The organism is Paracoccus sp. (in: a-proteobacteria), from assembly GCF_030538655.1.
Lineage (GTDB): Bacteria > Pseudomonadota > Alphaproteobacteria > Rhodobacterales > Rhodobacteraceae > Paracoccus.
Genome location: NZ_JAUNTO010000006.1, coordinates 19,274 through 44,958 on the forward strand (window position 1 = coordinate 19,274; position 25,685 = coordinate 44,958).

The 25,685-nt window shown below is 61.8% G+C and carries 28 protein-coding genes; 14 read left to right on the forward strand and 14 right to left on the reverse strand.

What is annotated here, in order from left to right; genetic code table 11:
• Window positions 1-167 precede the first annotated feature (167 nt).
• The 6 genes from Q4G22_RS05615 to mnhG are packed head-to-tail and all read left to right on the forward strand — an operon-like array spanning window position 168 to window position 6,365.
• Window positions 168-3,062, forward strand: a complete 2,895-nt coding sequence (locus tag Q4G22_RS05615; protein WP_303384924.1) for a monovalent cation/H+ antiporter subunit A — start codon at window positions 168-170, stop codon at window positions 3,060-3,062.
• 1 nt (window position 3,063) lies between these two features.
• Window positions 3,064-3,435 carry a Na+/H+ antiporter subunit C gene (locus Q4G22_RS05620; protein WP_303384925.1) on the forward strand — a complete coding sequence of 124 codons (372 nt, stop codon included), beginning with the start codon at window positions 3,064-3,066 and terminating at the stop codon, window positions 3,433-3,435.
• A complete protein-coding gene (locus Q4G22_RS05625; protein ID WP_303384926.1) occupies window positions 3,432-5,201 on the forward strand; it encodes a monovalent cation/H+ antiporter subunit D in 1,770 nt (589 codons plus the stop codon). Before Q4G22_RS05620 ends, Q4G22_RS05625 begins: the two co-directional genes overlap by 4 nt.
• Window positions 5,198-5,686, forward strand: a complete 489-nt coding sequence (locus Q4G22_RS05630; RefSeq protein WP_303384927.1) for a Na+/H+ antiporter subunit E — start codon at window positions 5,198-5,200, stop codon at window positions 5,684-5,686. The genes Q4G22_RS05625 and Q4G22_RS05630 overlap by 4 nt, the downstream gene beginning before the upstream one ends.
• Window positions 5,683-5,964, forward strand: a complete 282-nt coding sequence (locus Q4G22_RS05635) for a K+/H+ antiporter subunit F (protein ID WP_303384928.1) — start codon at window positions 5,683-5,685, stop codon at window positions 5,962-5,964. Before Q4G22_RS05630 ends, Q4G22_RS05635 begins: the two co-directional genes overlap by 4 nt.
• Window positions 5,961-6,365 (forward strand): monovalent cation/H(+) antiporter subunit G, encoded by a 405-nt coding sequence (mnhG, locus tag Q4G22_RS05640; RefSeq protein ID WP_303384929.1) that lies wholly within the window; start codon window positions 5,961-5,963, stop codon window positions 6,363-6,365. The genes Q4G22_RS05635 and mnhG overlap by 4 nt, the downstream gene beginning before the upstream one ends.
• A gap of 3 nt (window positions 6,366-6,368) precedes the next feature.
• On the opposite strand, the gene Q4G22_RS05645 is transcribed toward mnhG, so the two are convergent.
• Window positions 6,369-6,797 carry a VOC family protein gene (locus Q4G22_RS05645; RefSeq protein ID WP_303384930.1) on the reverse strand — a complete coding sequence of 143 codons (429 nt, stop codon included), beginning with the start codon at window positions 6,795-6,797 and terminating at the stop codon, window positions 6,369-6,371.
• A 71-nt stretch (window positions 6,798-6,868) separates the two neighbouring features.
• Window positions 6,869-7,429 carry a DUF1440 domain-containing protein gene (locus Q4G22_RS05650; RefSeq protein ID WP_303384931.1) on the reverse strand — a complete coding sequence of 187 codons (561 nt, stop codon included), beginning with the start codon at window positions 7,427-7,429 and terminating at the stop codon, window positions 6,869-6,871.
• A gap of 275 nt (window positions 7,430-7,704) precedes the next feature.
• On the opposite strand from Q4G22_RS05650, the gene thyX reads away from it, so the two are divergent.
• Window positions 7,705-8,610: an FAD-dependent thymidylate synthase gene (gene thyX, locus Q4G22_RS05655; protein ID WP_303384932.1), complete on the forward strand. Its 906-nt coding sequence runs from the start codon at window positions 7,705-7,707 to the stop codon at window positions 8,608-8,610.
• Between the two features lie 62 nt (window positions 8,611-8,672).
• Here the strand turns inward: thyX and Q4G22_RS05660 are convergent, their stop codons facing one another.
• Window positions 8,673-9,071, reverse strand: coding sequence for a nuclear transport factor 2 family protein (locus Q4G22_RS05660; protein ID WP_303384933.1), 399 nt, complete (start codon window positions 9,069-9,071; stop codon window positions 8,673-8,675).
• 97 nt (window positions 9,072-9,168) lie between these two features.
• Here Q4G22_RS05660 and Q4G22_RS05665 point away from each other — a divergent pair, with 97 nt between their 5' ends.
• Window positions 9,169-9,537: a helix-turn-helix domain-containing protein gene (locus Q4G22_RS05665; protein ID WP_303384934.1), complete on the forward strand. Its 369-nt coding sequence runs from the start codon at window positions 9,169-9,171 to the stop codon at window positions 9,535-9,537.
• A 50-nt stretch (window positions 9,538-9,587) separates the two neighbouring features.
• Here Q4G22_RS05665 and Q4G22_RS05670 read toward each other — a convergent pair whose 3' ends face one another.
• The 6 genes from Q4G22_RS05670 to Q4G22_RS05695 all read right to left on the reverse strand — a co-directional run bounded on the left by Q4G22_RS05670 (window position 9,588) and on the right by Q4G22_RS05695 (window position 15,772).
• Window positions 9,588-10,427 (reverse strand): alpha/beta fold hydrolase, encoded by an 840-nt coding sequence (locus tag Q4G22_RS05670; RefSeq protein WP_303384935.1) that lies wholly within the window; start codon window positions 10,425-10,427, stop codon window positions 9,588-9,590.
• Between the two features lie 173 nt (window positions 10,428-10,600).
• A complete protein-coding gene (locus Q4G22_RS05675) occupies window positions 10,601-11,389 on the reverse strand; it encodes an enoyl-ACP reductase (protein WP_303384936.1) in 789 nt (262 codons plus the stop codon).
• Window positions 11,390-11,393: 4 nt separating this feature from the next.
• Window positions 11,394-12,623, reverse strand: a complete 1,230-nt coding sequence (gene fabB, locus Q4G22_RS05680; protein ID WP_303384937.1) for a beta-ketoacyl-ACP synthase I — start codon at window positions 12,621-12,623, stop codon at window positions 11,394-11,396.
• A 15-nt stretch (window positions 12,624-12,638) separates the two neighbouring features.
• Window positions 12,639-13,148: a bifunctional 3-hydroxydecanoyl-ACP dehydratase/trans-2-decenoyl-ACP isomerase gene (gene fabA, locus Q4G22_RS05685; RefSeq protein ID WP_303384938.1), complete on the reverse strand. Its 510-nt coding sequence runs from the start codon at window positions 13,146-13,148 to the stop codon at window positions 12,639-12,641.
• A 1,098-nt stretch (window positions 13,149-14,246) separates the two neighbouring features.
• Window positions 14,247-15,113, reverse strand: coding sequence for a glycosyltransferase family 2 protein (locus Q4G22_RS05690; RefSeq protein WP_303384939.1), 867 nt, complete (start codon window positions 15,111-15,113; stop codon window positions 14,247-14,249).
• Window positions 15,110-15,772, reverse strand: a complete 663-nt coding sequence (locus Q4G22_RS05695; RefSeq protein WP_303384940.1) for a translation initiation factor 3 — start codon at window positions 15,770-15,772, stop codon at window positions 15,110-15,112. Before Q4G22_RS05695 ends, Q4G22_RS05690 begins: the two co-directional genes overlap by 4 nt.
• A 176-nt stretch (window positions 15,773-15,948) precedes the next feature.
• Between Q4G22_RS05695 and infC the strand changes: the two genes are divergently transcribed.
• The 3 genes from infC (at window position 15,949) to Q4G22_RS05710 (ending at window position 18,047) form a co-directional block, all read left to right on the forward strand.
• Window positions 15,949-16,488 (forward strand): translation initiation factor IF-3, encoded by a 540-nt coding sequence (gene infC / locus Q4G22_RS05700; RefSeq protein ID WP_368661462.1) that lies wholly within the window; start codon window positions 15,949-15,951, stop codon window positions 16,486-16,488.
• A 63-nt stretch (window positions 16,489-16,551) separates the two neighbouring features.
• On the forward strand, window positions 16,552-17,010 hold the full coding sequence (dut, locus tag Q4G22_RS05705) for a dUTP diphosphatase (protein ID WP_303384941.1): 459 nt from the start codon (window positions 16,552-16,554) through the stop codon (window positions 17,008-17,010).
• Window positions 17,007-18,047, forward strand: coding sequence for a HesA/MoeB/ThiF family protein (locus tag Q4G22_RS05710; RefSeq protein ID WP_303385058.1), 1,041 nt, complete (start codon window positions 17,007-17,009; stop codon window positions 18,045-18,047). Before dut ends, Q4G22_RS05710 begins: the two co-directional genes overlap by 4 nt.
• Here Q4G22_RS05710 and Q4G22_RS05715 read toward each other — a convergent pair.
• From Q4G22_RS05715 to trpA, 5 genes are all read right to left on the reverse strand, one after another.
• Window positions 18,026-18,523 carry a hypothetical protein gene (locus Q4G22_RS05715; protein WP_303384942.1) on the reverse strand — a complete coding sequence of 166 codons (498 nt, stop codon included), beginning with the start codon at window positions 18,521-18,523 and terminating at the stop codon, window positions 18,026-18,028. The genes Q4G22_RS05710 and Q4G22_RS05715 overlap by 22 nt on opposite strands.
• Window positions 18,524-18,592: 69 nt before the next feature.
• The gene (locus Q4G22_RS05720) at window positions 18,593-19,312 is read right to left on the reverse strand and encodes a molecular chaperone DjiA (RefSeq protein ID WP_303384943.1); all 720 of its coding nucleotides are present in this window, start codon (window positions 19,310-19,312) and stop codon (window positions 18,593-18,595) included.
• Window positions 19,313-19,358: 46 nt separating this feature from the next.
• Window positions 19,359-19,859, reverse strand: a complete 501-nt coding sequence (locus Q4G22_RS05725) for a GNAT family N-acetyltransferase (protein ID WP_303384944.1) — start codon at window positions 19,857-19,859, stop codon at window positions 19,359-19,361.
• Window positions 19,856-20,437: a VOC family protein gene (locus Q4G22_RS05730; RefSeq protein WP_303384945.1), complete on the reverse strand. Its 582-nt coding sequence runs from the start codon at window positions 20,435-20,437 to the stop codon at window positions 19,856-19,858. The genes Q4G22_RS05725 and Q4G22_RS05730 overlap by 4 nt, the downstream gene beginning before the upstream one ends.
• 6 nt (window positions 20,438-20,443) lie before the next feature.
• Entirely contained in the window at window positions 20,444-21,241 is a 798-nt protein-coding gene (gene trpA, locus Q4G22_RS05735) for a tryptophan synthase subunit alpha (protein WP_303384946.1), read from the reverse strand.
• 260 nt (window positions 21,242-21,501) lie between these two features.
• Here trpA and Q4G22_RS05740 point away from each other — a divergent pair, with 260 nt between their 5' ends.
• The 3 genes from Q4G22_RS05740 to Q4G22_RS05750 all read left to right on the forward strand — a co-directional run bounded on the left by Q4G22_RS05740 (window position 21,502) and on the right by Q4G22_RS05750 (window position 25,643).
• Window positions 21,502-22,260 (forward strand): NF038132 family protein, encoded by a 759-nt coding sequence (locus Q4G22_RS05740; protein ID WP_303384947.1) that lies wholly within the window; start codon window positions 21,502-21,504, stop codon window positions 22,258-22,260.
• 121 nt (window positions 22,261-22,381) lie between these two features.
• Window positions 22,382-23,479 carry a redox-regulated ATPase YchF gene (gene ychF, locus Q4G22_RS05745; protein ID WP_303384948.1) on the forward strand — a complete coding sequence of 366 codons (1,098 nt, stop codon included), beginning with the start codon at window positions 22,382-22,384 and terminating at the stop codon, window positions 23,477-23,479.
• 106 nt (window positions 23,480-23,585) lie between these two features.
• Window positions 23,586-25,643, forward strand: a complete 2,058-nt coding sequence (locus Q4G22_RS05750) for a calcium-binding protein (protein WP_303384949.1) — start codon at window positions 23,586-23,588, stop codon at window positions 25,641-25,643.
• The last annotated feature ends 42 nt before the right edge of the window (window positions 25,644-25,685 follow it).

Consider the following 25,685-nt stretch of genomic DNA (forward strand, 5'->3'; position numbering starts at 1 on the left):
CTGACAGTTACACCACGGCAAACCTGCTTTGCGCGCATCTGATGATCCCGGCCCGTGTCGGGAAGCAGAAACCCTGACCTATGGGGCTGCGTCAGGCTGACGCGCTTGCAGAATGACAGGGGGGCAGACATTGGCCCCGACCAGAAACGACGGGGACCGCGCCGCGCATGATCGAAGAAAACCTGCTGATCATTCTGGTCGTGCTGCCGTTCCTTGCCGCGATTGCGGCGATGACCCTGTCCATCAACGCCCGCAACGCCGAGGCGTGGATGGGCGGGCTTACCATGCTGACCATGTTGGGCATCCTGGTTTCGCTGCGCCCCTTTGTGCAGGATGGCGGCAGCATTCAGATCACGGTGTTCTGGGTTGATGCCGTATCGCTGAACCTGCGCTTTGTGCTGGACGGGTTTTCCTGGCTGTTCATGGTGCTGGTGTCGGGGATCGGCTTTCTGGTAGTGCTGTATGCCCGCTATTACATGTCACCCGACGATCCGGTGCCGCGTTTTTACGGTGCGATGATGGCGTTCACCGGCTCGATGGCGGGGGTTCTGCTGTCGGGCAACATGATTATGCTGGTGGTGTTCTGGGAACTGACCAGCTTTACCTCGTTTCTGCTGATTTCCTATTGGAACCAAAAGCCCGAGGCGCGCGATGGTGCCCGCACCGCGCTGATCGTGACGGCGACAGGTGGGCTGTGCCTGTTGGGCGGGGTGCTGATCCTTGGCCATATCGCGGGCGGGTTCGATTTTGAAACGGTGTTTGCCGCCGCCGACCGTATCCGGGCGCATCCGCTGTATGTGCCTGCGCTGGTGCTGGTGCTGCTGGGGGCATTCACCAAATCGGCGCAGTTCCCGTTCCATTTCTGGTTGCCAAGCGCCATGGCCGCGCCGACGCCGGTCAGCGCCTATCTGCACTCGGCCACGATGGTCAAGGCGGGTGTGTATCTGCTGGTGCGGTTCTTTCCGGTTCTGGGCGGCACGGATCAGTGGTTCGCGCTGGTCGTCGGCGTCGGCATCACGACGCTGCTGGTCGGATCGGTGGTGGCGCTGTTCCGTCATGATCTGAAAGGGTTGCTGGCCTATTCCACCATCAGCCACCTTGGCCTGATAACCACGCTGGTCGGCATCGGCAGCCCGCTGGCGATCATTGCCGCGATCTTCCACATCGTGAATCATGCGGTGTTCAAGGCCAGCCTGTTCATGGTGGCGGGCATCATCGACCATGAAACCGGCACCCGTGACATGCGCCGCCTGTCGGGCTTGCGTAAATGGTTGCCGGTGACGACGGTGCTGGCGATCATTGCCTCGGCCGCGATGGCAGGGGTGCCATTGCTGAACGGGTTTCTGTCCAAGGAAATGTTCTTTGACGTGGCTGCGGCCTGGAACAACGGCAGCCCGCTGGACAACGCGCTGCCTTATCTGGCGACGATTGCCGGGGCGTTCAGCGTCGCCTATTCGCTGCGCTTTGTGCTGAAGGTGTTCTTTGGGCCGCCCTCGCGCGATTTGCCGATCCCCAAACCGCACGAGCCGCCCGCCCTGATGCGCCGCCCGGTCGAGGTGCTGGCGGTGTTGTGCCTTGCGGTCGGGATCATGCCGATGACGGTGCTGGGCGAACCGTTGCGCAATGCCTCGATCGCGATTCTGGGCGGACAGATGCCGGATTATTTCAGCGTCAAGCTCTGGCACGGTTTCAACACCCCCCTGATGATGAGCATGATCGCCATCGTCCTGGGCATGGCCATCTATCTGCTGAACCGCAAAAGCATCGACACCGGACCCGAGGGGCCGCCGCTGATCCGCCGTCTGAACGCCAAGGCCATGTTCGACAAGGTGCAGGGCGCGCTGTCGGGTGATCTGGCGCGTGGGATCATCCACATCGCCGGAACCACGCGGTTGCAACCGCAGTTGCGCGCGCTGGTGATGGCGGCTGTCTGGTCGGGGTTGCTGGTGCTGCCGGGCACGATCTGGTGGGCCGGATCGCCCGATTTCGGCTTGCAGGAACTGTTGTTCGCCCTGCTGTGGGCCGTGGGCGCGACCTGTGCCATCGGTGCGGCGGTGCTGGCGAAATATCACCGCTTTGTCGCGCTGGTCATGATGGGCGGGGCGGGGTTGGTCACTTGCGTCAGCTTTGTGTGGCTTTCGGCCCCCGATCTGGCCGTGACGCAGCTTTTGGTTGAGATCGTCACCACCGTGTTGCTGTTGCTGGGGCTGCGCTGGCTGCCGCAGCGCCGAGCCGAAATCGCGGGCGACAAGGCCCCGCGCGCCAAGATGCGCCGAGGTGCCGATCTGATGATCGCCATTATCAGCGGCGGGGGTATCGCCGCGATGGCCTATGTCGTGATGATGGTGCCGCCGGGGCTGAACGTGGGCGACTGGTTCCTGCGCAACGCCTATTCCGAAGGCGGCGGGACCAATGTGGTCAACGTGATTCTGGTCGATTTCCGTGCCTTCGATACCTTTGGCGAGATTACGGTTCTCAGCGTTGTCGGGCTGACCGTCTTTGCGCTGCTGCGCCGGTTCCGTCCCGCCCCTGAAAGCGCCGAGACCCCTTCGCCCCAAAAAGGCGGCACCAAGGGGGCGCTGGATTCCTATATGTTTGTCGTGTCGATCATCATGAACTGGCTGCTGGCGGCGGCTGTGGTGCTGGGGGCCTATCTGTTCTTCCGTGGGCACGACCTGCCGGGCGGCGGCTTTGCGGCCGGGGTCACGGTCGCCATCGGGCTGATGCTGCAATATATCGCGACGAACACCCGTTGGGTCGAATCACGTCTGACCGTGCTGCCGGTGCGCTGGATCGCGATTGGTTTGCTGATCGCACTGGCAACAGGGCTGGGATCGTGGCTGTTCGGCTATCCGTTCCTGACCACCCATGCGCAATATGTGCATGTGCCGCTGATTGGCAACGTCCCCGCTGCGACGGCGCTGCTGTTCGACATCGGTGTTTTCGCGGTGGTGCTGGGGTCTGTCGTGCTGATGCTGGTCGCGATTGCCCACCAGTCGCTGCGGGTCGAACGTAAGCGCCCGCAGCGCGACAGGACCGAAGCCGCCGAAGGGGAGGCATGATATGGAACTGATACTTGCCCTTGCCATCGGCGTGCTGTGCGGATCAGGGATCTGGCTGCTGCTGCGGCCACGAACCTTTCAGGTGATCATCGGGCTGTGCCTGCTGGCCTATGGCGTCAACCTGTTCATCTTTGGCATGGGGCGGCTGCGCGTCGGGTCGCCGCCGGTGATGCCCAAGGGCGGATTTATCGACCCGACGGCCTATACCGACCCCGTGCCTCAGGCTTTGGTGCTGACGGCCATCGTCATCAGCTTTGCCACCACCGCCCTGTTTCTGGTGGTCATCATGGTGGCGCGCGGTATGACCGGATCAGACCATGTGAACGGGGTCGAACGTGCTGACGCGGCTGCCGTGGCGGAGCGTAACGAATGATTCAGTTCCAGACCATCCGCCCCGAACATCTGCTGATCGCGCCGCTGCTGATCCCGTTTCTGGCCGGCGCGCTGATGCTGCTGTATGACGACCGCCGCCGCTGGCTCAAGCTGGGGGTGGGCATGGTGTCGGGCGTCGCCATGCTGCTGGTGTCGATCAAGCTGCTGAACCAGGCCGAGGCTGACGCCAGCATGCGCCTGTATTTGCTGGGCAACTGGCCGATGCCGATGGGGATCGTGCTGGTCGTGGACCGGCTGTCGGCGCTGATGGTGATGCTGACGGCGCTGCTGGCGATTCCGGCGATGATTTATGCTTCGGCGGGCTGGCAGGGGAAGGGGCAGCATTACCACTCGCTGTTCCAGTTTTTGCTGTTCGGCCTGAACGGCGCGTTTCTGACCGGCGATCTGTTCAACCTGTTCGTGTTCTTCGAGGTGATGCTGGCGTCGTCCTATGGGCTGATGCTGCATGGTTCGGGACCGGACCGGATCAAGGCCGGGCTGCATTACATTGCGATCAACCTGGCGGCTTCGTTGTTGTTCCTGATCGGTATCGCGCTGATCTATGGCACCACCGGCACGCTGAACATGGCCGAGCTGTCGCGCATCTCGCCCACGCTTGAGGCTGACTTGCGACCGCTGTTCCATATGGGCGCGGCGATGCTGGGGCTGGCGTTTCTGGTCAAGGCGGCGATCTGGCCGCTGTGCTTTTGGCTGCCACGCACCTATGCCGTGGCTTCGCCGCCTGCCGCCGCGATCATGGCGATCATGTCCAAGGTCGGCGTTTATGCGATCCTGCGGCTGGCGATGCTGAACTTTGCACCGGGGATGGGCATGTCGGCGGGCTTTGGCGGGCCGGTGCTGATCCTGCTGGGGTTGGCGACCATGCTGTATGCGCTGTTCGGCATTCTGGCCGCGCAGGGGCTGTCGTGGAAGGCGGGCTATGCCACGCTGATTTCATCGGGCACGGTGATCGCGGTCGTTGGCTTTGCTTTGACCGGCGGCGGGGCAGGGATGCTGTCGGCGGCGATCTATTACATGGTTGGTTCGACCGTCGCTGTCAGCGCGCTGTTCCTGCTGGCCGAACCGCTGGAGCGTGCGGGCCGCGCCACCGAGGACGAGCCGCTTGACGATGGCGACGAAGAAGCCTCGACCATTCCATCGGTCGAAGTGCTGGACTGGTGGGGGCCGATGGGCCTTGGCTCGGTCGAGGATGATGACGCGCCGGCAACCACTCTGCCCGCTTCGGTCACGGCGCTGGCGATGTGTTTCATTGTGCTGGTCGGCTTTGTGGCGGGGCTGCCGCCGTTTTCCGGTTTTATCGGCAAGATCGGCATCATGAATGGAATGCTGGGCGAAGCCGCGCGGGCCGATGGATCAATCCCGGCGCTGGTCTGGCTGTTCATGGCGCTGCTGTTCGCGTCGGGGCTGGCATCGCTGATCGCACTGATGCGGTTTGGTATCCGGCGATTCTGGGTGTCCCCGCGCGAGGGCACGCCGATCCTTGCCCTGGAAATCGCGCCGGTCGGCCTGCTGTTGGCGATGCTGATGCTGCTGACGGTGCAGGCGCAGCCATCCTTGCGGTTTACCAATGCCACCGCCGCCACATTGCTGACGCCGCCCGCTTATGCGCAATCGGTTCTGACCTCGGCCCCGGTGCGCGACGATGATGAAGCTCAGCCGCCCGAACGCGGCAGGGTGCCCTTCCCCTCGGTCGGGGGGCATTCGGGGCTGACACCGGCCACAGGCGCAGGCGAGGTGCCGGAATGAGAGCTTTGTTTCCCCATCCGCTGCTGACGCTGGCGCTGACGGTGATGTGGCTGCTGCTGACCTCGCCCAGTCCAGGCAACCTGATTTTGGGCGGCGCCATCGCCATCGCCGCAGGTCTGGTCGTGTCGCGGTTGCACCTGCCAGCGCCCCAGTTCAGGCGTTTTGGCCTGCTGATCCGGCTGGCGACCATCGTCGGGGTGGACATCATCCGGTCGAACATCGCCGTGGCGCGCATCATGCTGGCCGGTCCTGAACTGGCGGAAAAGAGCAGTGATTTTCTGGAAATGGAACTGCGGGTTCGGGATCGCAATGCGCTGGCGCTGCTGGCGATCATCGTGACGGCCACGCCCGGCACCGCCTGGCTGGAATATGATCCATCCAGCGGCAAGCTGTTGCTGCATGTGCTGGACCTTGTAGACGCCGAGGAATTCCGCGCCCTGATCCAGAACCGCTACGAAACCGCCCTGATGGAGATCTTCGAATGAGTGCGATGATCCTGACGCTTGCTCTGAGCTATGCTCAGCTTGCACTGGCGGCGGCGCTGGTGCTGGCCTGTGCCCGGATGATGCGCGGCCCCCGCGCTCAGGACCGGGTGCTGGCCATGGATACGGTTTATGTCAACGCGATGCTGCTGATCCTTGTGCTGGGGATGCGCAACAACAGCGTGTTCTTTTTCGAGGCGGCGGCGATCATTGCCATCCTTGGCTTTGTCACCACAGTATCGCTGGCCAAGTTTCTGCTGCGCGGAGAGGTGATCGAATGAACCATCTTGAGCAAGTCCCGCTGTGGGCCGCAGTGCTGATCGCGATATTTCTGGTGCTGGGTTCGTCGCTGGCCCTGCTGGGCAGTCTGGGATTGGTGCGGATGCGGCATTTCTATCAGCGCATCCATGCCCCAACGCTGAACACAAGCTGGGGCACCGCGGCGACGATCCTTGCATCGATGCTGATGTTTTCGGTGCTGAATTCGCGCCCGATCATCCATGAACTGGTGATCGGGATTTTTGTCATGATTACCACGCCGATCTCGCTGTTGCTGCTGGGGCTGGCGGCGCTGCGACGGGACCGCGCCAAGGAAAGCGGCGATCTGACTGAACTGGCCCGCACCCGTCGCATTGGCGGCATAACTGCCGCTGACAACACAGATACCCCGCCCGAAAGTTGATTTTTACCAGTGGCCAGTATTGCCCATGCTGGCCCAGGGTTCCTGCGGCGGCAGGGATTCGCCCTCTTGCAGCAGTTCGATGCTGATATTGTCGGGGCTGCGGACAAAGGCCATGTGGCCATCGCGCGGCGGGCGGTTGATCGTCACACCGGCGTCCATCAGACGCTGGCACATCTCATAGATATTACCGACACGGTAAGCCAGATGGCCAAAGTGGCGGCTGTCCGAGGGCAGGCCATCGTCGCCATCCCAGTTATAGGTCAGTTCGACCGGACATTCCGGCTGGCCGGGCGGCGCCATGAACACCAGCGTGAACCGGCCTCGTTCATTGTCGGTCCGGCGCGTTTCCTCTAGCCCCAGAAGGCGAAAGAAAGCCATGGTGGCATCCAGATCCTTGACCCGGACCATGGTGTGTAAATAGCGGGTGTTCATTGTATTTTCCTTGTTGCAGGGGCCGCCGCGCATCCGACCGGGTGATGATGCGCGGCGAAGCAGGCATCAGATCAGGGGTGACGCACCACCCATTCATCGCCCTTGAGCGGACGGGCCAGCACGGCCAGCACAGCGATCATACAGATTTCGATTGAGACCGACCAGTAAATATGGCCCAGAAACTCGCTCCACAGTTCAAAGCCGTTCAGGTTCCACAGCCAGCCGGTTTTGCCCTCGGCATAGGCGGGATTGCGAAAGCCAAGCAGCGGGATCAGCAGCCCGTGCATCACCACCGTGATGATGATGCCGTAAAGCGCGCCATACCACAGCCGGATCGTGGGCCAATAGGCCGAACCCACGACATAGACGAAAGCAAAAGCAAAGCTGAACAACCAGTGATACAGCGTCACCGCGCCTGGCACTGTCACGCCCTGATAAACGTAATCCAGCGAATGCGAGTTGAACCCCAACCAGCCCAACCAGGCGTCGATATGTGCGCCTGGTGGGGAAATTTCCCCCGGCATCCGGGGCGGCATGTTCACCTCGGACCCCCATTTGACCAGCGAACTGATGAAACCACCAACCAGCGTCGTCCAGATCACGACTTGCCGGTTCAATTGATTCTGCCACATCTGAATATCCTTTCCATGGAACATATGGCGAAGCATTCATGAATTGCTTGAGCGAGCAGGACGTGGCCGCCCTGCAATTTCGCCTGGCTACGGGGCAAGAACCAGATCCCCCACGTTCCGCGGAAAACCTCGGCATGCCCCAAGGGGTCGCTATCACTCGTGAACTGGTCTGCACTGCCCTAACATAAATGTGACACAAGTTTTACTCTGCCGCAAATGGTTGAACAGTCGGGGGCAGGATGGCAGAACGTGGTTGCTATAAAAAGGAACAGACCATGCCGCTGACCCCGGAACAACAGCAGGAAATTGACGCGCAGCGTGCCGAAACCCGCCCGACCCGCCGCGTTGTGTCCGAGGGGATGGAGGCGCATCTGTTCACCGCGCATCCGGTGCTGGATCATGGTTTCCTGCGTGTCATCGACTATATGGGCGATGATGCCGCCATCGTGCAGGCGGCGCGTGTCAGCTATGGCCGGGGCACCAAATCGGTGCAGAACGACGAGGGGCTGATCCGTTATCTGATGCGGCACTGGCATTCGACCCCGTTCGAGATGTGCGAGGTGAAATTTCACGTCAAGCTACCGGTGTTCGTGGCACGGCAATGGATTCGCCACCGCACCGCGAATGTGAACGAATATTCCGCCCGCTATTCGATTCTGGACCGTGAGTTTTATATTCCCGCGCCCGAGCATCTGGCCGCGCAATCAACCCAGAACAATCAGGGCCGGGGCGAGGTTTTGCAGGGCGAGGAAGCCGCGCGGGTGCTGGACATGCTGCGTCAGGATGCGATGCGGTCCTATGACCATTATGAATCCATGTTGTCACAGGACGGGCAGCAAGGGCTGGCGCGCGAACTGGCCCGAATGAACCTGCCGGCCAATATCTATACGCAGTGGTATTGGAAGGTGGATTTGCAAAATCTGCTGCATTTCCTGCGGTTGCGGGCAGATGCGCATGCGCAGTATGAAATCCGCGCCTATGCCGATGTCATGTGTCGGATCGTGGCCGATTGGGTGCCTTATGCCTTTGGCGCTTTCCGTGATTACCGGATGGATGCGGTCAGCCTGTCGGCGCAGGCCGTGGCCGTGCTGCGTCGTCGCCTGGCGGGCGAAACCGTGACGCAGGAAAGCAGCGGGATGAGTGCGCGCGAATGGCGCGAATTTGAAGCGGTCTGGGGCTGACACCACCATTCGCACAGATAATCGAAAAATGGGGCGCAATCAGGTTGCGCCCCGAAGTTTTGTTATTTACCTGACCAAAAACGATCCTCGGCTTGCTGATCGTCGGAAAACAGCCAGACTTCCTGAATACGGCCATTTTCGACCCGCAGCACGTCGATACCCGCCATGGACATGCTTCGACCACCCTCGTTGGCAGAAAAGTTCAGTGTCACAGCGACCATGTTTCCGTTGCTCAAAAGGTTGCCGATATTATCGATGCGAAAGCTGCCACCGCTTCGTTCCATGAAACGTCCCAGCAGCGCGAAAACGGCATCCAGCCCGTTGTAGGTGCCTGACAGATCACTGGCGCCCGGCTGGTGCCAGATCAGATTTTCGCTGAATAACGTCGGTAGTTTATCCAGATCACCGTTGGCCACGGCCTGAAAATACTGGCGGACGATTTCGGTGTTTGTATCGGTCATCGTTTTATTCCTGTCTGTTGATGTAAGAAAAATATATCCTGCTGCAACCTGTGCAAGAAGGCACCTTCAGGTGCCTGTGACGATATGGGAACAGATCATGGAACGGCCCGCCTGGAATGCTTTCAATACCACCTGTCCAACCCGACAAGTGCTGTCTTGCATTGCCGATAAATGGGCGGTGCTGATTGTCGGGGCCTTGCGCGAATCTCCTCGCCGCACGGGGCAGTTGCGGCGCATGATCGAGGGTATTTCCCAGAAAATGCTGACGCAGACCTTGCGCAACCTGGAACGTGATGGACTGGTCAGCCGTCGCGATCTGGGCATCAACCCGCCTGCGGTGGAATATGCGTTGACCCCTTTGGGGCAATCTCTGGCGCAGATTGTCGATGATCTGCGCCACTGGGCCGAGGGGAATATCGAACAGATTCTGGATGCCCGGCAGCGATTTAATCAACCGTCAGTGTGAACTGCCAGGCAGATTTTGGTGCCGCGCGGGGAGGGTTTTAAACGGGCAGTTCAGTGTGATTCTGACGATCTGACGGCCTGCACCCACTCACGGATCACCGCCACCGATTCGGGTTCGTCCAGCCATGGGACATGGGCGCGGTCGGGAACTTGGGTGAACAGCATATCGGGGCGGCGGCCGCGCATTTTCTGAACGCTTTCAACGGACAGCAGGTCAGAGTTCGCGCCCCGGATCAGGGCCATCGGCAGCCCGTCGCACAGGTCGAACAGAGGCCACAGGCTGGGGCTTTCGCCCGCGAAACCCGCGATAAAGGCGTCACGCAGTTCGGGGTCATAGTTGATCTTCAGCCCCTCAGGGGTCATCTGATAGTGGCGATGCGCATCGCCCAGCCAGCGGCCTTCGGGGACATTGCGAAAACCGGGGATGGCGCGCGACATACGGTTCGCCATTGATTCATAGGTCTTGGCCGAGGGGTTGCGGCCAACATAGTCGATGATCCGGTCCAGCCCGTCGCGGTTCAATTCAGGGCCGATGTCGTTCAGGCAGATGCCCAGCAGCCGCGCCTTGTTCATCGCGGCCATGACGATGCCCACCATGCCGCCGCGCGATGTGCCCAGAATGGCGACCTTTTCAACGCCCAGATGATCCATAAGCTGAAACGCGTCCTGCGCCTCGCGCGGGACGTTATAGCTGTCGGCCCCTGTCCATTGTGACTGGCCACGACCGCGATAATCCATACGGATCATGCGGCAATCGGCCAGATGCGGTGCCACCCAGTCGAAATCAGCCATGGTGCGCGTCAATCCGGCCAGGCAGAGGATCGGCAGGCCCTGACCTTCGTCGGAATAGGCCAGACGAGTGCCGTCATTGGCGTGGAAATACAGCGTCATACATACCTCTCAACCCCGGAACCATATAACACCGGGGTCGCTTGTCGCGACGTTGCTCCGTGTACATGGCCAGTGAATGCCAAGGCGGCCCACGCCTAAGATCGTTATGACTGCCTGACGCGATTCACCTTAGCTGATCGGTTTGGCGGATAAAATGGTATAAGCAGTTCAGTTTATAAATTCTCGGATTGGGGCATACCCAGAACATGATAGCCGCCATCCACGGCAATAATCTCTCCGGTTGTGCTGCCCCCCCAATCGCTGGTCAGCCAGACGGCAGTGCCGCCAATCGCCTCAAGCGTGGCATTGGCGCGCAGGGGGGCGTTTGCCTCGGTGTGGCGAAAGGTCTTGCGCGCGCCGCCGATGGCTGCGCCTGCTAGGGTTTTCATCGGGCCGGGGCTGATCGCATTGACGCGGATACCATCAGGGCCAAAGTCATTGGCCAGATAGCGCACGGTCGATTCCAGCGCCGCCTTGGCCACGCCCATGACGTTATAAAACGGCGTGACCCGGTTCGACCCGCCATAAGTCAGGGTGATGACCGACGAACCGGCAGCCATCATCGGATGCGCGCGACGCGCCACTTCGATCAGGGAGTAGCACGAGATTTCAAGGCTGTGCTTGAAGTTTGCCCGGCTGGTGTTCATGAATCGGCCGGTCAGTTCGTCCTTGTTGCTGAAGGCGATGGCGTGGATCAGGAAATCCAACCGGCCCCAGCGGTCGTTGATCGCTGCAAATGCGGCATCCAGCGACGCATCGTCGGTGACATCGACATCCAGCAGGAAGTCCGACCCGACCGAGGCGGCCAGCGGCTCGACCCGTTTGCCGAACCCCTCACCCTGATAGGAAAACGCCAGTTCGGCTCCCTGCGCGGCCATGGCACTGGCAATTCCCCACGCGATCGAGCGTTCGTTGGCCACGCCCATCACCAGCCCGCGTTTTCCGTTCAGCAAACCCGTCATGTCATCAATCCCGGTATTTCGATATCACCAGCGACGCATTCGTGCCGCCAAAACCAAAGCTGTTCGACATGATTGAATCAAAATCGACATGATCGACACGCGTCGTGGCAATTTCCTGCGGATCCAGTTCGGGGTCAAGTTCGGTGACATTGGCCGAGGCGGCGATGAAATCGTTCTGCATCATCAGCAGCGAATAGATCGCCTCATGCACGCCGGTCGCGCCAAGGCTGTGCCCGGTCAGCGATTTGGTGGACGAGATCGGCGGCGTGTTGCCCTGGCCAAAGATGTTGCGGATGGATTTCACCTCGCCAATGTCGCCCACCGGGGTCGAGGTGCCATGCGCGTTGATATAGCTGATCGACCGACCTTCGGGTAGGGTGGACATGGCCAGCCGCATCGCCCGCTCGCCGCCCTCGCCCGAGGGGGCCACCATGTCGTAGCCGTCGCTGGTCGCGCCATAGCCGGTGACTTCGGCATAGATTTTCGCGCCACGCGCCAGGGCATGAGACAGTTCTTCCAGCACCACCACGCCGCCGCCGCCTGCGATCACGAAACCATCGCGGGTGGCGTCATAGGGCCGCGATGCGGTTTCCGGCGAGTCGTTGTATTTCGACGACATGGCCCCCATCGCGTCGAACAGGCAGGAGAGCGTCCAGTCCAGTTCCTCGCCGCCACCGGCGAATACGATGTCCTGCTTGCCCATCTGAATCAGTTCCGTGCCGTTGCCGATGCAATGCGCCGAGGTCGAACAGGCCGAGGTGATGGAATAATTCACGCCCTTGATCTTGAACGGCGTCGCCAGACAGGCGCTGTTGGTGGACGACATGCAGCGCGTCACCATGAACGGTCCCATCCGTTTCGGGCTACCCTTTTCGATAACGATCTGATGCGCATCGAAAAAGTTCGATGTGGACGGCCCGCCGGACCCCATGACAAGCCCGGTGCGCGGGTTGGACACATCGGCCTCATCCAGCCCGCTGTCCTTGATCGCCTGTTCCATGGCGATAAAGTTATAGGCCGCGCCCGGTCCCATAAACCGCAGGTTACGCTTGTCGATATGGTCTTCCAGCACGATCTGCGGCATCCCGTGGATCTGGCTGCGAAAGCCTTTTTCGGCATATTCCGGCGCCGCGACGATGCCCGACCGGCCCGCGCGCAGGCTGTCGGTGACTTCGCTGGCATTGTTGCCGATGGGCGAGACGATCCCCAGCCCGGTAATGACGACGCGGCGCATGAGCCACCTCCTGAGTTAGCTTTCCGACAGTGCGACCTTCATATCTTTGACCTGATAGATCAGTTCGCCATCCGCCTCGACGCGGCCATCGGCCACGCCCATGGTCAGGCGGCGGGTCTGCACGGCTTTGGTGAAATCGACGTGATAACGCAGCAGCTTGCGGTCGGGGCGGACCATGCCGGTCAGCTTGACCTCGCCCACGCCAAGCGCATAACCGCGCCCCTGCCAGCCGCGCCAGCCAAGGTTAAAGCCGGTCAGTTGCCACAGCCCGTCAAGGCCAAGGCAGCCCGGCATGATCGGGTTACCGGGGAAATGGCAGTCAAAGAACCACAGATCGGGGGTAATATCGAATTCCGCGACCACATGACCTTTGCCATGTTCGCCGCCATCTTCGGAAATATCGGTGATGCGATCCATCATCAGCATCGGCGGGGCGGGCAGTTGCGCGTTGCCCGGCCCGAACAGTTCGCCGCGCGCGCAGGCCAGAAGATCTTCCTTGTCAAAGCTGGTCTTGTCCAATGCCATCCGGCCGTTTCCCCCTTGCGCGCACCAGTCGGGCCGCGCCCTATGACCGGGCCACCCAGCCCGGATCGCTGAAATATCGCCAAACGGTCTAGCACCCACAGCGCGCGCCACGCAAGGGCGTGAGAAGGAAGACATCTTGCCCTTGTTCTGCCGGTGCAGGCTGATTGTTTCAGATCTATGCCACAGATTTTGCAATTCCAACATTCCTATACCTTGATGTAAAGATTTGAGGGGATGGCTCATATCGAAATCATATAATTTTACGCTGCCTGTCGTGATTACGTTTTCGGGGTGTCGTTGCCGCGCAAGAGGCACCTGAAATCGACCTGACCATTTGGGGAATCAGCGATGTCGAGGCGCTGCCCTATGACGATTATGGCGTAATGATCCGCTATGGCCTGCAACTGGCGACGGAGCCTATGCCATATCATGCCTGAGGTGCTGATCCGGCAATTCGTGATGGTGGGAACCACCTGTTCTGCACCAGTTGCCATCAGAATAATGCGGCTTAATCTTATGCGATGCCATGGGCGGACATGACGATGGTATCGCCGCAATATCGCGCGAAGTTCCGGTCGAAGCGACGATCACGGGCGGTGAGTTCAGCGAATTGCCGCCCCGGACCGCGCCGCCGATTTTCGGGCAGGTGCGCTGGTCTATGCCAAACAGTGCGCTGTTTGCTGGGCAGCGGCGGGGCAGGCGATGCGTAAGGTTATCTGCATCCGGCGGTTGCGGACGGTGATAGCTATAATGACGGGGCAGGGATGTGTCGCGTGCTGACGGCCTGTCGTTTCATCCTGAACAACATGTCGCAGGGTGACGCCCCCACCGCCCGTCAATTGATCGAGGATCAGGTCTCTGACGTGTCCCTTATCTATCCTCGCTGCCGTGCGGCGGCAAACCGGGGATGGAACCGATTTCCCTGATCTTTTGGGCAAGGTGCCGACATGTCCTTTGCACAGGGTGGTCGTGATTTCCCGGCTTGAACAGCACACATACGGCCCGTTCAAGCCGATTGCCGATGAGTAGGCCGCCGAACAGAAGACCCGGTAAGAGGCCGAGCGTAGGGTGTGACTGGCAACGGAGCCACGCGCCGGGTCAGAACCACTGGCCCGGCTCCATCAGCCCAAGGTCCAGCAATTGCCGGGATGTCCACTGAAAGTCGATCGAGGCAGGGCCGGCCAGGTTCCGCGCCACCTCGCGCGTGTTGGGGTTGGCCATCAGGCCCTTGGCCAGCCGGAATGAGGCAACCGCGCCGGTCAGGTTATGGTGCCAGGGGCAGGACAAGGTGTTGTAATCAGGCAGGTTAAAGCGGTGATCGGCCCGCAGCCGCAGCCCCGGTGCACTGCGAAACAGTGCCGGGCGGTTCAGCGGGCGGCTGGCGGGCGGGATATGTTCTTCGTGCCGCCAGCGGGGACCGCCAAAAATATCAATATGGCTGTCGTCATAGCTGCCATCGGGCAGGGGGCGAACCAGTGAAAAATAGCCGCGGCCATCGAACTGCGCCCGTTCGGGATTGACGGCAGCGCCGGTCTGCGCCGCGTCGGGATTATACAGATCAACGGTGCAGATCAGCATCGCATTGCGCCGTTCCTCGGCGTGAAAGGTCAGCAGTTCGACAACAGACCGGCTTTCACAAAAGGGATAGAACAGGAATTCGGCGTTAAAGCCGTAATACAGCCATGTTCCCGCCGGAACGGCATCGTTCACCGCATTCACAGCGCCTGCGTGTGATCCGGGCGCGCGTGCGTCCCATGTCAGGCAGGTGACGCGTGTGGCCATGTCGTCGGGGATGTCGGGGGTTTCGGGCGATAGGGCCAGAACGTGACGAAAGCCCAGGTCAAGATGATGGCGCAGTGTTTCGACAACCAGCACACGATCTTCGCACAGGATCAGCGCCAGCGGGCCACGTCGCAGCACCGCCGGATTCCTGCCCAGCCAGTCCGTCAGATGTGGCGCTGTCACTGCATGACCGCCTTGACCTGCTCTAGTGCCGAACGCAGCAGGTCCGGGTTCGATTGCGCGCTGGATACCAGACGTTTCAGCGTTTCCTTTTGCGCGGCGGGAATGGTGGACGCCTCGATGATCGCCGTCACCTGATCCAGATCAAAGCCCTCGGGGGTCAGCACCGTCTCGATCTGCGCGGCGGTGGCGGCGGCGTCTGCCGCGCGCTCGGTCGCGGCGGCGGCCTGGAATGCGGCATCGCTGGCCTGTTCCGAGGCGGCGGCATCGGCGGGTGCGCGGGCGGCAGCATCGGCGGCGCGGTCTGCGGCATCCAGCGCCTGTTCGGCAGCGGCCTCGGCCTCGGCGGCGGCGTCACCGGCGGCAGGCACGGCGGCCTCGGTCGCGGCGCGGCTGGCTTCGGCGGCGGCATCGGCGGCGGTGGCGGCGGCATCCGCCGCCGCATCGGCTGCCTGCGTCGCGGTCGCGGCGGATTCGGCTGTGGCCTGTGCATCGCCGGCGGCCTGACCGGCGGTTGATGCAGCCTCGCCCGCCGGCGTGTCAGGGGCGGATTCGCTGGTCGTCTGCACAGGTGCCGGGCGCGGGGCATTCGCCGTCCACCACCACCAGCCGCCGCCGATCAGCAATGCAAGGATCAAGACGGGCAAAAGCAGGCGGCGCATGAGTTATCCTTTCAGCGGGTTGCGGGCGATGTATCGCACAGGCAGGTGGGGCGCAAAAGCCAAAGCAAGGCTCATTCCGCCCACAATCGTCACGCCACGATCAAATCCGGTTGAATCGGGGCGCGGGAATCCTTATTTTTACGCCACTTCATACAAACCACCGAAGGAATTAAGCCATAGCCCGCAGACCGCACAACGCGCCGCCCACCCGCGACACCGGACCCCGCGTCAATGAAAGAATCCGCGTCGCAGAAATCCGCCTGATCGGCCCCGATGGTGAGAATGTGGGCGTCGTGCCCCCTTCGGTCGGGCTGCGGATGGCCGAAGAGGCCGGGCTTGATCTGGTCGAAATCTCGCCGAACGCGACCCCGCCGGTCTGCAAGGTGATGGACCTCGGCAAGTTCAAATACGAACAACAAAAACGCGAAGCCGAAGCCCGGAAAAAGCAGAAAGTGATCGAAATCAAAGAGATCAAGTTCCGCCCCGGCACCGATACGCATGACTACGAAGTCAAGATGCGTTCCGTCATGAAATTCCTTGACGAAGGCGACAAGGTAAAGGTCACGCTGCGGTTCCGCGGGCGCGAGATGGCGCACCAGGATCTGGGGCTGGAACTGCTGAACCGCGTCAAGGATGATGTGGGCGAGGCGGGCAAGATCGAATCGATGCCCAAGCTGGAAGGCCGGCAGATGGTCATGATGATCGCGCCGCGTTAAGGGCGCTTTGATCTGAACACGGGGCCGCGCGGCGTTGCGCGGCCTTTTTTATGGGGAAAGCAGATGAGCCGACCAATCATCAGGGTGATGCGCGATACAGGCGCCGACGTGGCGCTGCCTTTGCCGTCTTACGCCACCGCAGGGGCGGCGGGGGCCGATCTGCGCGCCGATCTGGGTGGCTCTGCGGTCACGTTGATGCCGGGCGAGCGGCGGATTATCCCCACCGGGTTGCGGGTGCAGATCCCTGATGGCTGGGAAATCCAGATCCGTCCCCGATCCGGGCTGGCGCTGAAATCCGGGCTGAGCCTGCCTAATACCCCCGGCACCATCGACAGTGACTATCGCGGTCCTCTGGGCGTGCTGATGATTAACCTTGATGGCCAGCCGCAGACCATCACCCATGGCGAGCGTATCGCGCAAATGATCGTCGCCCCCGCCCCGCAGGCGCGATTCGAACTGGTCACGGAACTGGACGACAGCGAACGCGGGCAGGGTGGTTTCGGCTCGACCGGGCGCGGCTGATGGCGGTGTTGTTGGCGGCGGTTCTGCTGGCGGCGCTGGCCTGGGGGCTGCGGCTGCCGGGGCGCGTTGTTGCGGCGATGGCCGTGCTGCTGTGGTGCGGTGTCGTGTTGCTGCACCTGACCGCGCCGGGCAGTGCTGCGGCGCGGGCGGTTGGCGGCGATCTGCGTGTGTGGCTGGTGGCGGGCGGCGTGGCGGCGCTGGTGCTGGCCTATCGCGCAGGGCTGACCCGACTGCGCCGGGCCGCGCCTGCGCCGCCCGATCAGCCCGAACGCGCGGGGCTGGCTGACGCCGAACTGGACCGCTATGCCCGCCATCTGGTGCTGCGCGAAATCGGCGGGCCGGGGCAGATGCGGCTGCGGCAGGCGCGGGTGCTGATCGTCGGCGGGGGCGGGCTGGGCGCGCCGGTCTGCCTGTATCTGGCGGCGGCGGGGGTGGGGCGGATCACCTTGGCCGATGATGATGTGGTCAGCCTGTCGAACCTGCACCGGCAGGTGATCTTTCGTGACGCCGATACCCGCCGCCCCAAGGCCGCCGCCGCCGCCGCCGCCATGCTGGCGCTGAACCCGCATATTCAGGTCACACCGCTGGCCCGCCGGATCAGCGAGGCCGACCAAGACCTGATCGCACAGCACGACCTTGTGCTGGACGGAACCGACAGCTTTGCCACGCGGCAGGCGGTGAACCGGGCCTGCGTAGCGGCGGGGGTGCCGCTGATCGCCGGGTCAATCGCGCAGTGGGAAGGGCAGGTCACGCTGTATGATCCCGCGCGCGGCGGGCCGTGCCTTGCCTGCCTGTTCCCGGTTGCCCCCGCCCCCGGCCTTGCCCCGCCCTGCGCCGAAGCGGGCGTTGTCGGTGCCTTGCCGGGCGTCATCGGCAGCATGATGGCGCTGGAGGCGATCAAGCATCTGACCGATGCCGGACAGGGCCTGCGCAGGAGGATGGTGCTGTTCGATGGCCTATATGGCGAAAACCGCACGATTACGACAGAACACCGCGCCGATTGCCCTGTCTGCGGTCACAATTCCAATGGCGGCTGATCGGGGTTCAGCGGTAAATCGGGCACCACTGGCGCGGGCAGGGCAGGGCCATCGGGCTGGGTGAATTGGCGCAGCCCCTCGCCCACCGGCGGGGCAGGCGGCGCGCCGGGCTTGCGGCGGATGATGATGTCGCCGTTTTCCAGACGCTCGGGTGTCTGATAATTGCCGATGTCATCAACCAGAACCGACAGATCGGACAGTGCCGGTCCCATCAGCGCCAGGGCATCGGTCATGTCGCGCGACATCGCATTCATCTGCGGTGCCAGCTCGTCCAGCAGGCCACGCAGCAAAATACCGGCACCGCGTTCGATCAGGTCAATGCCTTGATCCGGGGTTTCCGGCTGTGGTTCAGGTGCAGGCTGTGGTGCGGTCAGGGGGGGCAGCGGAATCGGCTCGGGTTGCGATTGCGCCAAGGCCAGCCCGCCCCCGATCAGGGCGGCAGCAAGGGCGGCGATGATAACGGTGCGCTGTGCCATGGCCCGAACATGGGGGCACCCGCTCCGGCGATCAAGCGGCAAGCGGTGGCGACGGCAAATTGTCGCGAATCAGACTTGCCGCTGTTCCTGCATGGCGCGGAACGATTCCCATGCCTGATTCAGACGCCGGGTCCGCGCTTCGGCCAAACGGATCGCCTGCGGCGGCAGGCCACGTGCGATGGCCCGGTCGGGGTGCGATTCAAAGATCAACTGCCGCCACCGCCGCCGCGCCTCATTCAGCGGGGTGTCTGGCGACACGCCCAAAATCTCGCACGGGAGACAGCCGGATTCGGGATCATGCCGCAGCCGCAGCGCGACAACCTGCGCTGGCGTCAGGCCGAATATGGCCGCCACCTCGTCGATGAAGTCGATTTCAGCGCGGTGCAGATGGCCGTCGGCCACGGCGATGATAAACAGCCCCTCGATCACGTCGATCAGAACCGGGTCGCCGGGTGGGAACATCGCCGCAATCCGGCGCGCCCACGCGTCGAACCCGGCCACATCCTGCCGCGCCAGATCAAAGACGCGGGCGGCGTTCTTTTCTTCGGTGCGGGGGATGACAAAGACGCGGCGAAAGGCCGCCACCTCGGACCGGGCAACCGCGCCATCAGCCTTGGCCAGCTTGGCACCAAGCGCGATCACCGCAATCGTGAAGGCAACCGATTTTTCAGGCGGCGTCGCAGCGCGGCGTGCGCCGACAAACGCCGCAAGGCGGTCAGCAATGCGTTGCCAGAAACTGCGCGGACGCGGCAGTTCGGGCGCAAGGGAATGGGGCGCTGCGTCTTCCATGGGGCGATGCTAGCGGGATCAGCGGCGCGATGCCAGCGGGGTGCCGTCACGCGGGCGGCGTGGCAAGATCCAGCCCCATCAGGATCAGATCGTGCCAGGTGCCGAATTTCCATCCCGCATTCGGAATCATCCCCCAATGCACGAAACCAAAGCGCGTATGAAACGCAACCGAGCCGGTATTCCAGCCGGTGATTCCCGCCACCATGATCCGCCCGCCGCCCTCGCGGGCATGATCCAGCATGATTTCCATCAGCGCCCGCCCCACACCCAAGCCGCGCGCCTGCGGGGCGATATGGATCGAATGTTCCAGACTATGCGCATACCCCAGCCCGGCGCGAAACTGACCATAGCTGGCAAAGCCGGTGATCGTCCCCTCGGTTTCCGCCACGAAAAAGCCATGGCCGTCGGCCTGACGCTGGGCGATCAGGGCTGCGATTTCGGTATCGTGACGCTCAACCGGCCAAAAGCTGATCGTGGTATCGCGGATGATCGGGTTCCAGATCGCCCCGACGCCGGGGGCGTCATCGGGGCGGGCAGGGCGGATCACAGCCAGACCTGTGACTGATCGGGCCGTTGCAGAAGAATGCGCAGCTCGGTCTGGCCAAAGCCTAGGGAGATGCGCGGATCGCTGATCCGGGCCAGCGGCTGCGGTTCAGGGGTTGTCATTTGCAGGCGCAGCAAACGAAAACCGTGGTCGGGCAACATGTTGCAGGGGTGCGCCCCCTTGGACCAGCGGATCAGCAGCGGCTGTGTGCCATGCCCCGGCATCTGCCCGTTGATCGGCATCGTGAACTGCCAGTTAAGTGAACCGCGCGACATCTCGATAATGGTCGAATCGCGCGGGGCCACAAAATGTTCGTCGCGCGCGATCCAGCCCAGAATGCGCGGCGGGCCTTTGAAATGGTCCAGCCCATACCAGCGGGTGCGACCGGGCCGTGGCGCGGTCGGATCGACAGAGATCAGTTCCAGATACTCCATCCCGCCCAGATGCAGCAGCCGGTTATGTGTGCCCATCAGGGGATGTCGCCCGCCCGCATCCATCGGCCGACCCAAAATCCGTTCCATCAGCGCGGCCCCGTGATCGAGGTTTTCGCAGCCGATAACGATGTGATCCATACGGCGCATTCTGGTTCAGCCCCGGTGCGCCCCGGCGGCCAGATCGCGGACAAAGGCCAGCACCTGATCCACCGGCTTGCCATCGCCGATCTGTTTGACGATGGCGCTGCCGACCACGCAGCCATCGGCCACGCTGGCCACAGCCTGCGCGGCCTCGGGGGTCGAGATGCCAAAGCCCACCACCACAGGCAAGCCCGATGCGGCGCTGATCCGCGCGACCTCGGGGGCAACCTCGGCTGCGTCGGCGGCGGGACCGCCGGTGATGCCGGTGACGCTGACGTAATAGACAAAGCCCGAGGTGTTCCGGACCACCGCAGGCAGGCGGCGATCATCGGTGGTTGGCGTTGCCAGCCGGATAAAGTTGATCCCGGCGTCACGCGCGGGAATGCACAGTTCGGCATCCTCCTCGGGCGGGAGATCGACGACGATCAGCCCGTCCACGCCAGCCTCGGCCGCTTCGGTCAGAAAGCGGGCAACACCGCCGCTGCGGGCATAAATCGGGTTGTAATAGCCCATCAGAACCACCGGGGTTTCGTTATCCTCGGCCCGGAACCGGCGCAGGATTTCCAGCGTTTGACTGACGCTGCCGCCCGCCGCCAGCGCGCGCTGACCCGCCGCCTGAATGGTCGGCCCGTCGGCCATCGGATCGGTAAAGGGCATCCCCAGTTCGATGATGTCCACCCCCGCCCCCGGCAACCCCCGCATGATCTGGAACGAGGTTTCGGCATCCGGGTCAGATGCCATGATGTAGGACACAAAAGCCTTGCGGCCCTGTTCGCGAAGGCGGGAAAAACACTGGTCGATGCGGGTCATGCTGGTCTCCGGGCGTGGTTGCCATCCATCGCGCATCCCCGCGCAAGGTGCAAGCGGATGGTGCGCCGGCCCGATTTTCGGCACAATCAGCGCATGTATTTGTGTAAAGAGATAAATCAACGATTGAATTAAAAATTAGTAAAAATTTTCCATAGCATTCCAGGATGACGCAAGGTAACGTTCTTTTGACCATAGAGGTCGTGTAACGAGAGGGAACGGACGTGAATATCGTAAAATCAGTAACAGGCGCTGCCATTTTTATGGGCTGTGGCGTATTTTCTGCGCAGGCTGCAACGCTGCCATCCGATTGGATTGTAAACGGCAATGCAGGATATATGAATCCGCAAGGCGTTGTCACCGCCCCGCCGCAGCAGGGGCCGGGGTATTACTACGTTTCGACCTGGGATGGCGTGGAAGGCGTTGGCGCGCTGCCGGGTGTCGGCGGACCGGGTTCGCCCATAAACGGTTCAACCGTGGCAACGGGGCTGTTCGCTGCCAAGGCTGGCGACATGCTGAATTTTTTCTTCAACTACGTCACCTCTGACGGCGCGGGTTATGCCGATTATGGCTGGGCGCGGCTGCTGAATTCGGTGGGCGATCAGGTTGCGCTGTTGTTTACTGCGCGCACCACGCCGGGCGGGTCCAGCGTTCCGGGCTTTTCCATGCCCGACCCCGAGGCAACGCTGAATCCCGGCACGGTCACCATCACCCCCGGCGGTCCTGACTGGGATGCCTTGGGCCTAGATTCTAACCTCTGTTATGCTGGTGGCTGCGGTTATACCGGCTGGGTGCAGTCCAGTTATACCATTCAGAACCCCGGTGATTACCGGCTGGAATTCGGCGTAATAAACTGGAACGATAGCAATTGGGCCAGCGCCATGGCCTTTGCCGGCGCCACCATTGGCGATGTGGACATCACCCCGCCGACGCCTGCGCCGGTGCCGCTGCCCGCCAGCGGCCTGCTGTTGCTGGCCGGTTTGGGTGTCGTTGGCGCGATCCGCCGCAAACGCGCCGCCTGATCCGCCCATCACCACGGCAAAGGCCCGCCCCCGCGCGGGCCTTTTTCCATTGCCGCGCCGGTCTGGACTTGCCCGCCCCCGCGCCCTACAAGCCGCAAAAATCGCACAAAGGACGCCGATCATGGGTTTTCGTATGGGCATCGTCGGGCTGCCGAACGTCGGCAAGTCCACCCTGTTCAACGCGCTGACGCGCACCGCTGCCGCACAGGCCGCCAACTTTCCCTTTTGCACCATTGAACCGAACGTGGGCGAGGTTGCCGTTCCCGATCCGCGCCTTGATGCGCTGGCCGGGATTGCCGGGTCGAAGCAGATTATCCCGACGCGGATCACCTTTGTGGACATTGCCGGTCTGGTCAAAGGCGCGTCCAAGGGCGAAGGTCTGGGCAACCAGTTCCTTGCCAATATCCGCGAGGTGGACGCCATCGCCCACGTGCTGCGCTGCTTTGAGGACGGCGATATCACTCATGTCGAAGGCCGCGTCGATCCGATTGCCGATGCCGAGGTGATCGAAACCGAACTGATGATCGCCGACATGGAATCCATTGAACGGCGTCTGGCCAACCTTGCCCGCAAGCTGAAGGGCGGCGACAAAGAGGCGCTGGATCAGGATCGGCTGCTGAAACAGGCGCTGAGCGCGCTTGAGGCCGGGCAACCGGCGCGCAGCGTTGCGGTGGCGGCGGATGACGCCAAGGCGTGGGGGATGCTGCAACTGCTGACAGCGAAACCCGTGCTGTATGTCTGCAACGTCGCCGAAAGTGACGCGGCGACCGGCAATGACTGGTCGAACAAGGTGGCCGAGATGGCGGCGGCGCAGGGGGCGGGTCATGTGGTGATTTCCGCGCGTATCGAAGAAGAAATCAGCCAGCTTGAGGCGGACGAGGCCGAGATGTTCCTTGGCGAAATGGGGCTGGAGGAAGCCGGTCTGGATCGCCTGATCCGCGCCGGTTACGATCTGCTGGGCCTGCAAACCTATTTCACCGTCGGCCCGAAAGAGGCGCGCGCCTGGACGATCCGCAAGGGCACGCTGGCCCCGCAGGCGGCGGGCGTGATTCACGGCGATTTCGAAAAGGGTTTCATCCGCGCAGAAACCATTGGTTTTGATGATTATATTGCCGGCAAGGGCGAATCCGGCGCGCGCGAGGCCGGCAAACTGCGGGTCGAGGGCAAGACCTACGAGGTCAAGGACGGCGACGTTCTGCATTTCCTGTTCAGCGGCTGATCGGCGGGGCGCCGCCTTTGCGGGTGGCATCAGACCTTATCACTCTTGCGTCAAATGTTAACTGTGCGGATAGTCTGCGCAGGGTTGATTCTTGTGGGGGTGTATGATGAGTGTTGAGACGCTTCTGATTGGTGGTCATCTGAATCAGGAAATAACGAGCATTGTCACTTTGGCGAATGGCGGAGTGGTTTTTCTTTGGCAAGATGCGAATATAGACCCAGAGCCACCGCGCGGCGGCTTGGGCATCATAGTTATGGATCGCGATTTCAATTTGGTGAACAGCGGTGTTCCCTATATAGAGCATCGCGGAAGGCAGTTTAATTCCCGTGTTGTCGCGACGAAAGATGGATTCGCGGTGGCGTGGACCAGCGACGGCCCCGACAAAAACGGTTTTCATGATGCGGTAAACGACACCTATATCAGATTTTTTGACTTAAATGGGGTGCCGCGAACCGGAGATATTCAGCTAAACCCTGACCACCCTTTGGACGGAAGCAGACTTCGCGATGCGTCGCATATGCAGGATTTGAAGCTACTGTCGGATGGATCCGTTTTGGTTCTGACCGCAGACTCTCCTTTCAATGCGGACTGGGATATTCCGGCCTATAAATTCAACTCTGCCGGAAAGCTGTTGTCCAGCGGGTTTATTTTAAAAGATGTTGACACGGGATTGGCACAAAGAAATCGGTCAACGCTCCCCGGAGTCGATCTGGAACCCGCAGATGGTGGGTATTTGCTCACTTGGCGTCAAAAATATCCGATAGAGGAATATGTCTATTCGTTCGGGGCTTTTGGCCAGTATTTCAACAATAACGGCAAGCCCACAGGGCCGGTTGTCGAACTTGGCATTCGGCCTGGCGATACATACGACAATATCAGAGCCAGTTCGCCCGATACGCTGCGAATGTCGAACGGCAGCTTCGCCACAACTTGGTGGGTTGAAAACCTCTACACGGGTGAAACCGCGCGATATTTGCGTATGATGAACAGTTCTGGGGCACCCATTACCGCGCCGATCAAGCTGTCCTCCGAGAAGGACGACCACGTGTCATTTGTGACCGAGATGCTGAATTTGGGTGGTGGATTTTGGACGATGATTTATCCTGTATTCACCCATATGACATCGGAGCTTGGCAATAAAATTAAATACTACACTCTTCATGCCCGCATTTTCGACAGTGCCGGAACTCAGATTGGCGCCCCGATCAATTTGCTCAATGATACCTACGAGGATATTACCTCGGTCGAGGTCGAACGCTTGCCCGCGGGCCCGCTGATGCTGACGTGGAGCTGGGGCGGAACCATCGAAAAAGACATATGGTTTAAGCTGTTGGGCGATGGCACCGGCGCGTTCCCTCGGGTTATGCAGGCTGATGCGGGCACGCCGCTGAATGGCGGATCGGGGCGCGACATGCTGCTGGGCACGGCGCAGGGCGACCGGATGTTTGGCAAGGATGGCAATGACATCATGCATGGCGCGGGCGGGCATGATTATCTGTCCGGCGGCAATGGCAATGACGTGATTTATGGCGGCTCGGGGCGCGATACTCTGCTGGGCGGGGCAGGGCGGGATACCCTGGACGGCGGCAATGGCCATGATCTGCTGCGCGGCGGAAATGGTAACGACCGTTTGCTGGGTGGTGCTGGCAATGACACGCTGTTTGGCGGGGCTGGGAATGACCGGCTGATTGGCGGCACCGGCAATGACCACCTTTTCGGTGGCAACGGCAGTGACACGCTGGAAGGCAATGGCGGCAATGATCTGCTGCGGGGCGAGGCTGGTAACGACCGCCTGCTGGGCGGTGCGGGCCACGATACGCTGAACGGCGGTGCCGGAAATGATCTGCTGCGGGGCGGCGCGGGTAATGACCGGCTGATCGGTGGGGCAGGGCGCGACACCATGACCGGCGGGCCGGGGGCCGACAGTTTTGTCTTTGCCAAGGGCTATGGCGCGGATGTCATCACGGATTTCGGAAACGGCAATGACCGCTTGCTGATCGACGATAACCTGTGGACGGGCAAGCTGACCCCGGCGCAGGTTCTGACCCGCTTTGCCAAGGATACCGGGCCGGATATTCTGTTTGATTTCGGCAATGGCGATACGCTGTTACTGCGCGGGGTCGGCTCGGTTTCCGACCTGAACGGAGATCTGGTCATTATCTGAACCAGATACGAAAAAGGGGCGCGTGATGCGCCCCTTTCCATT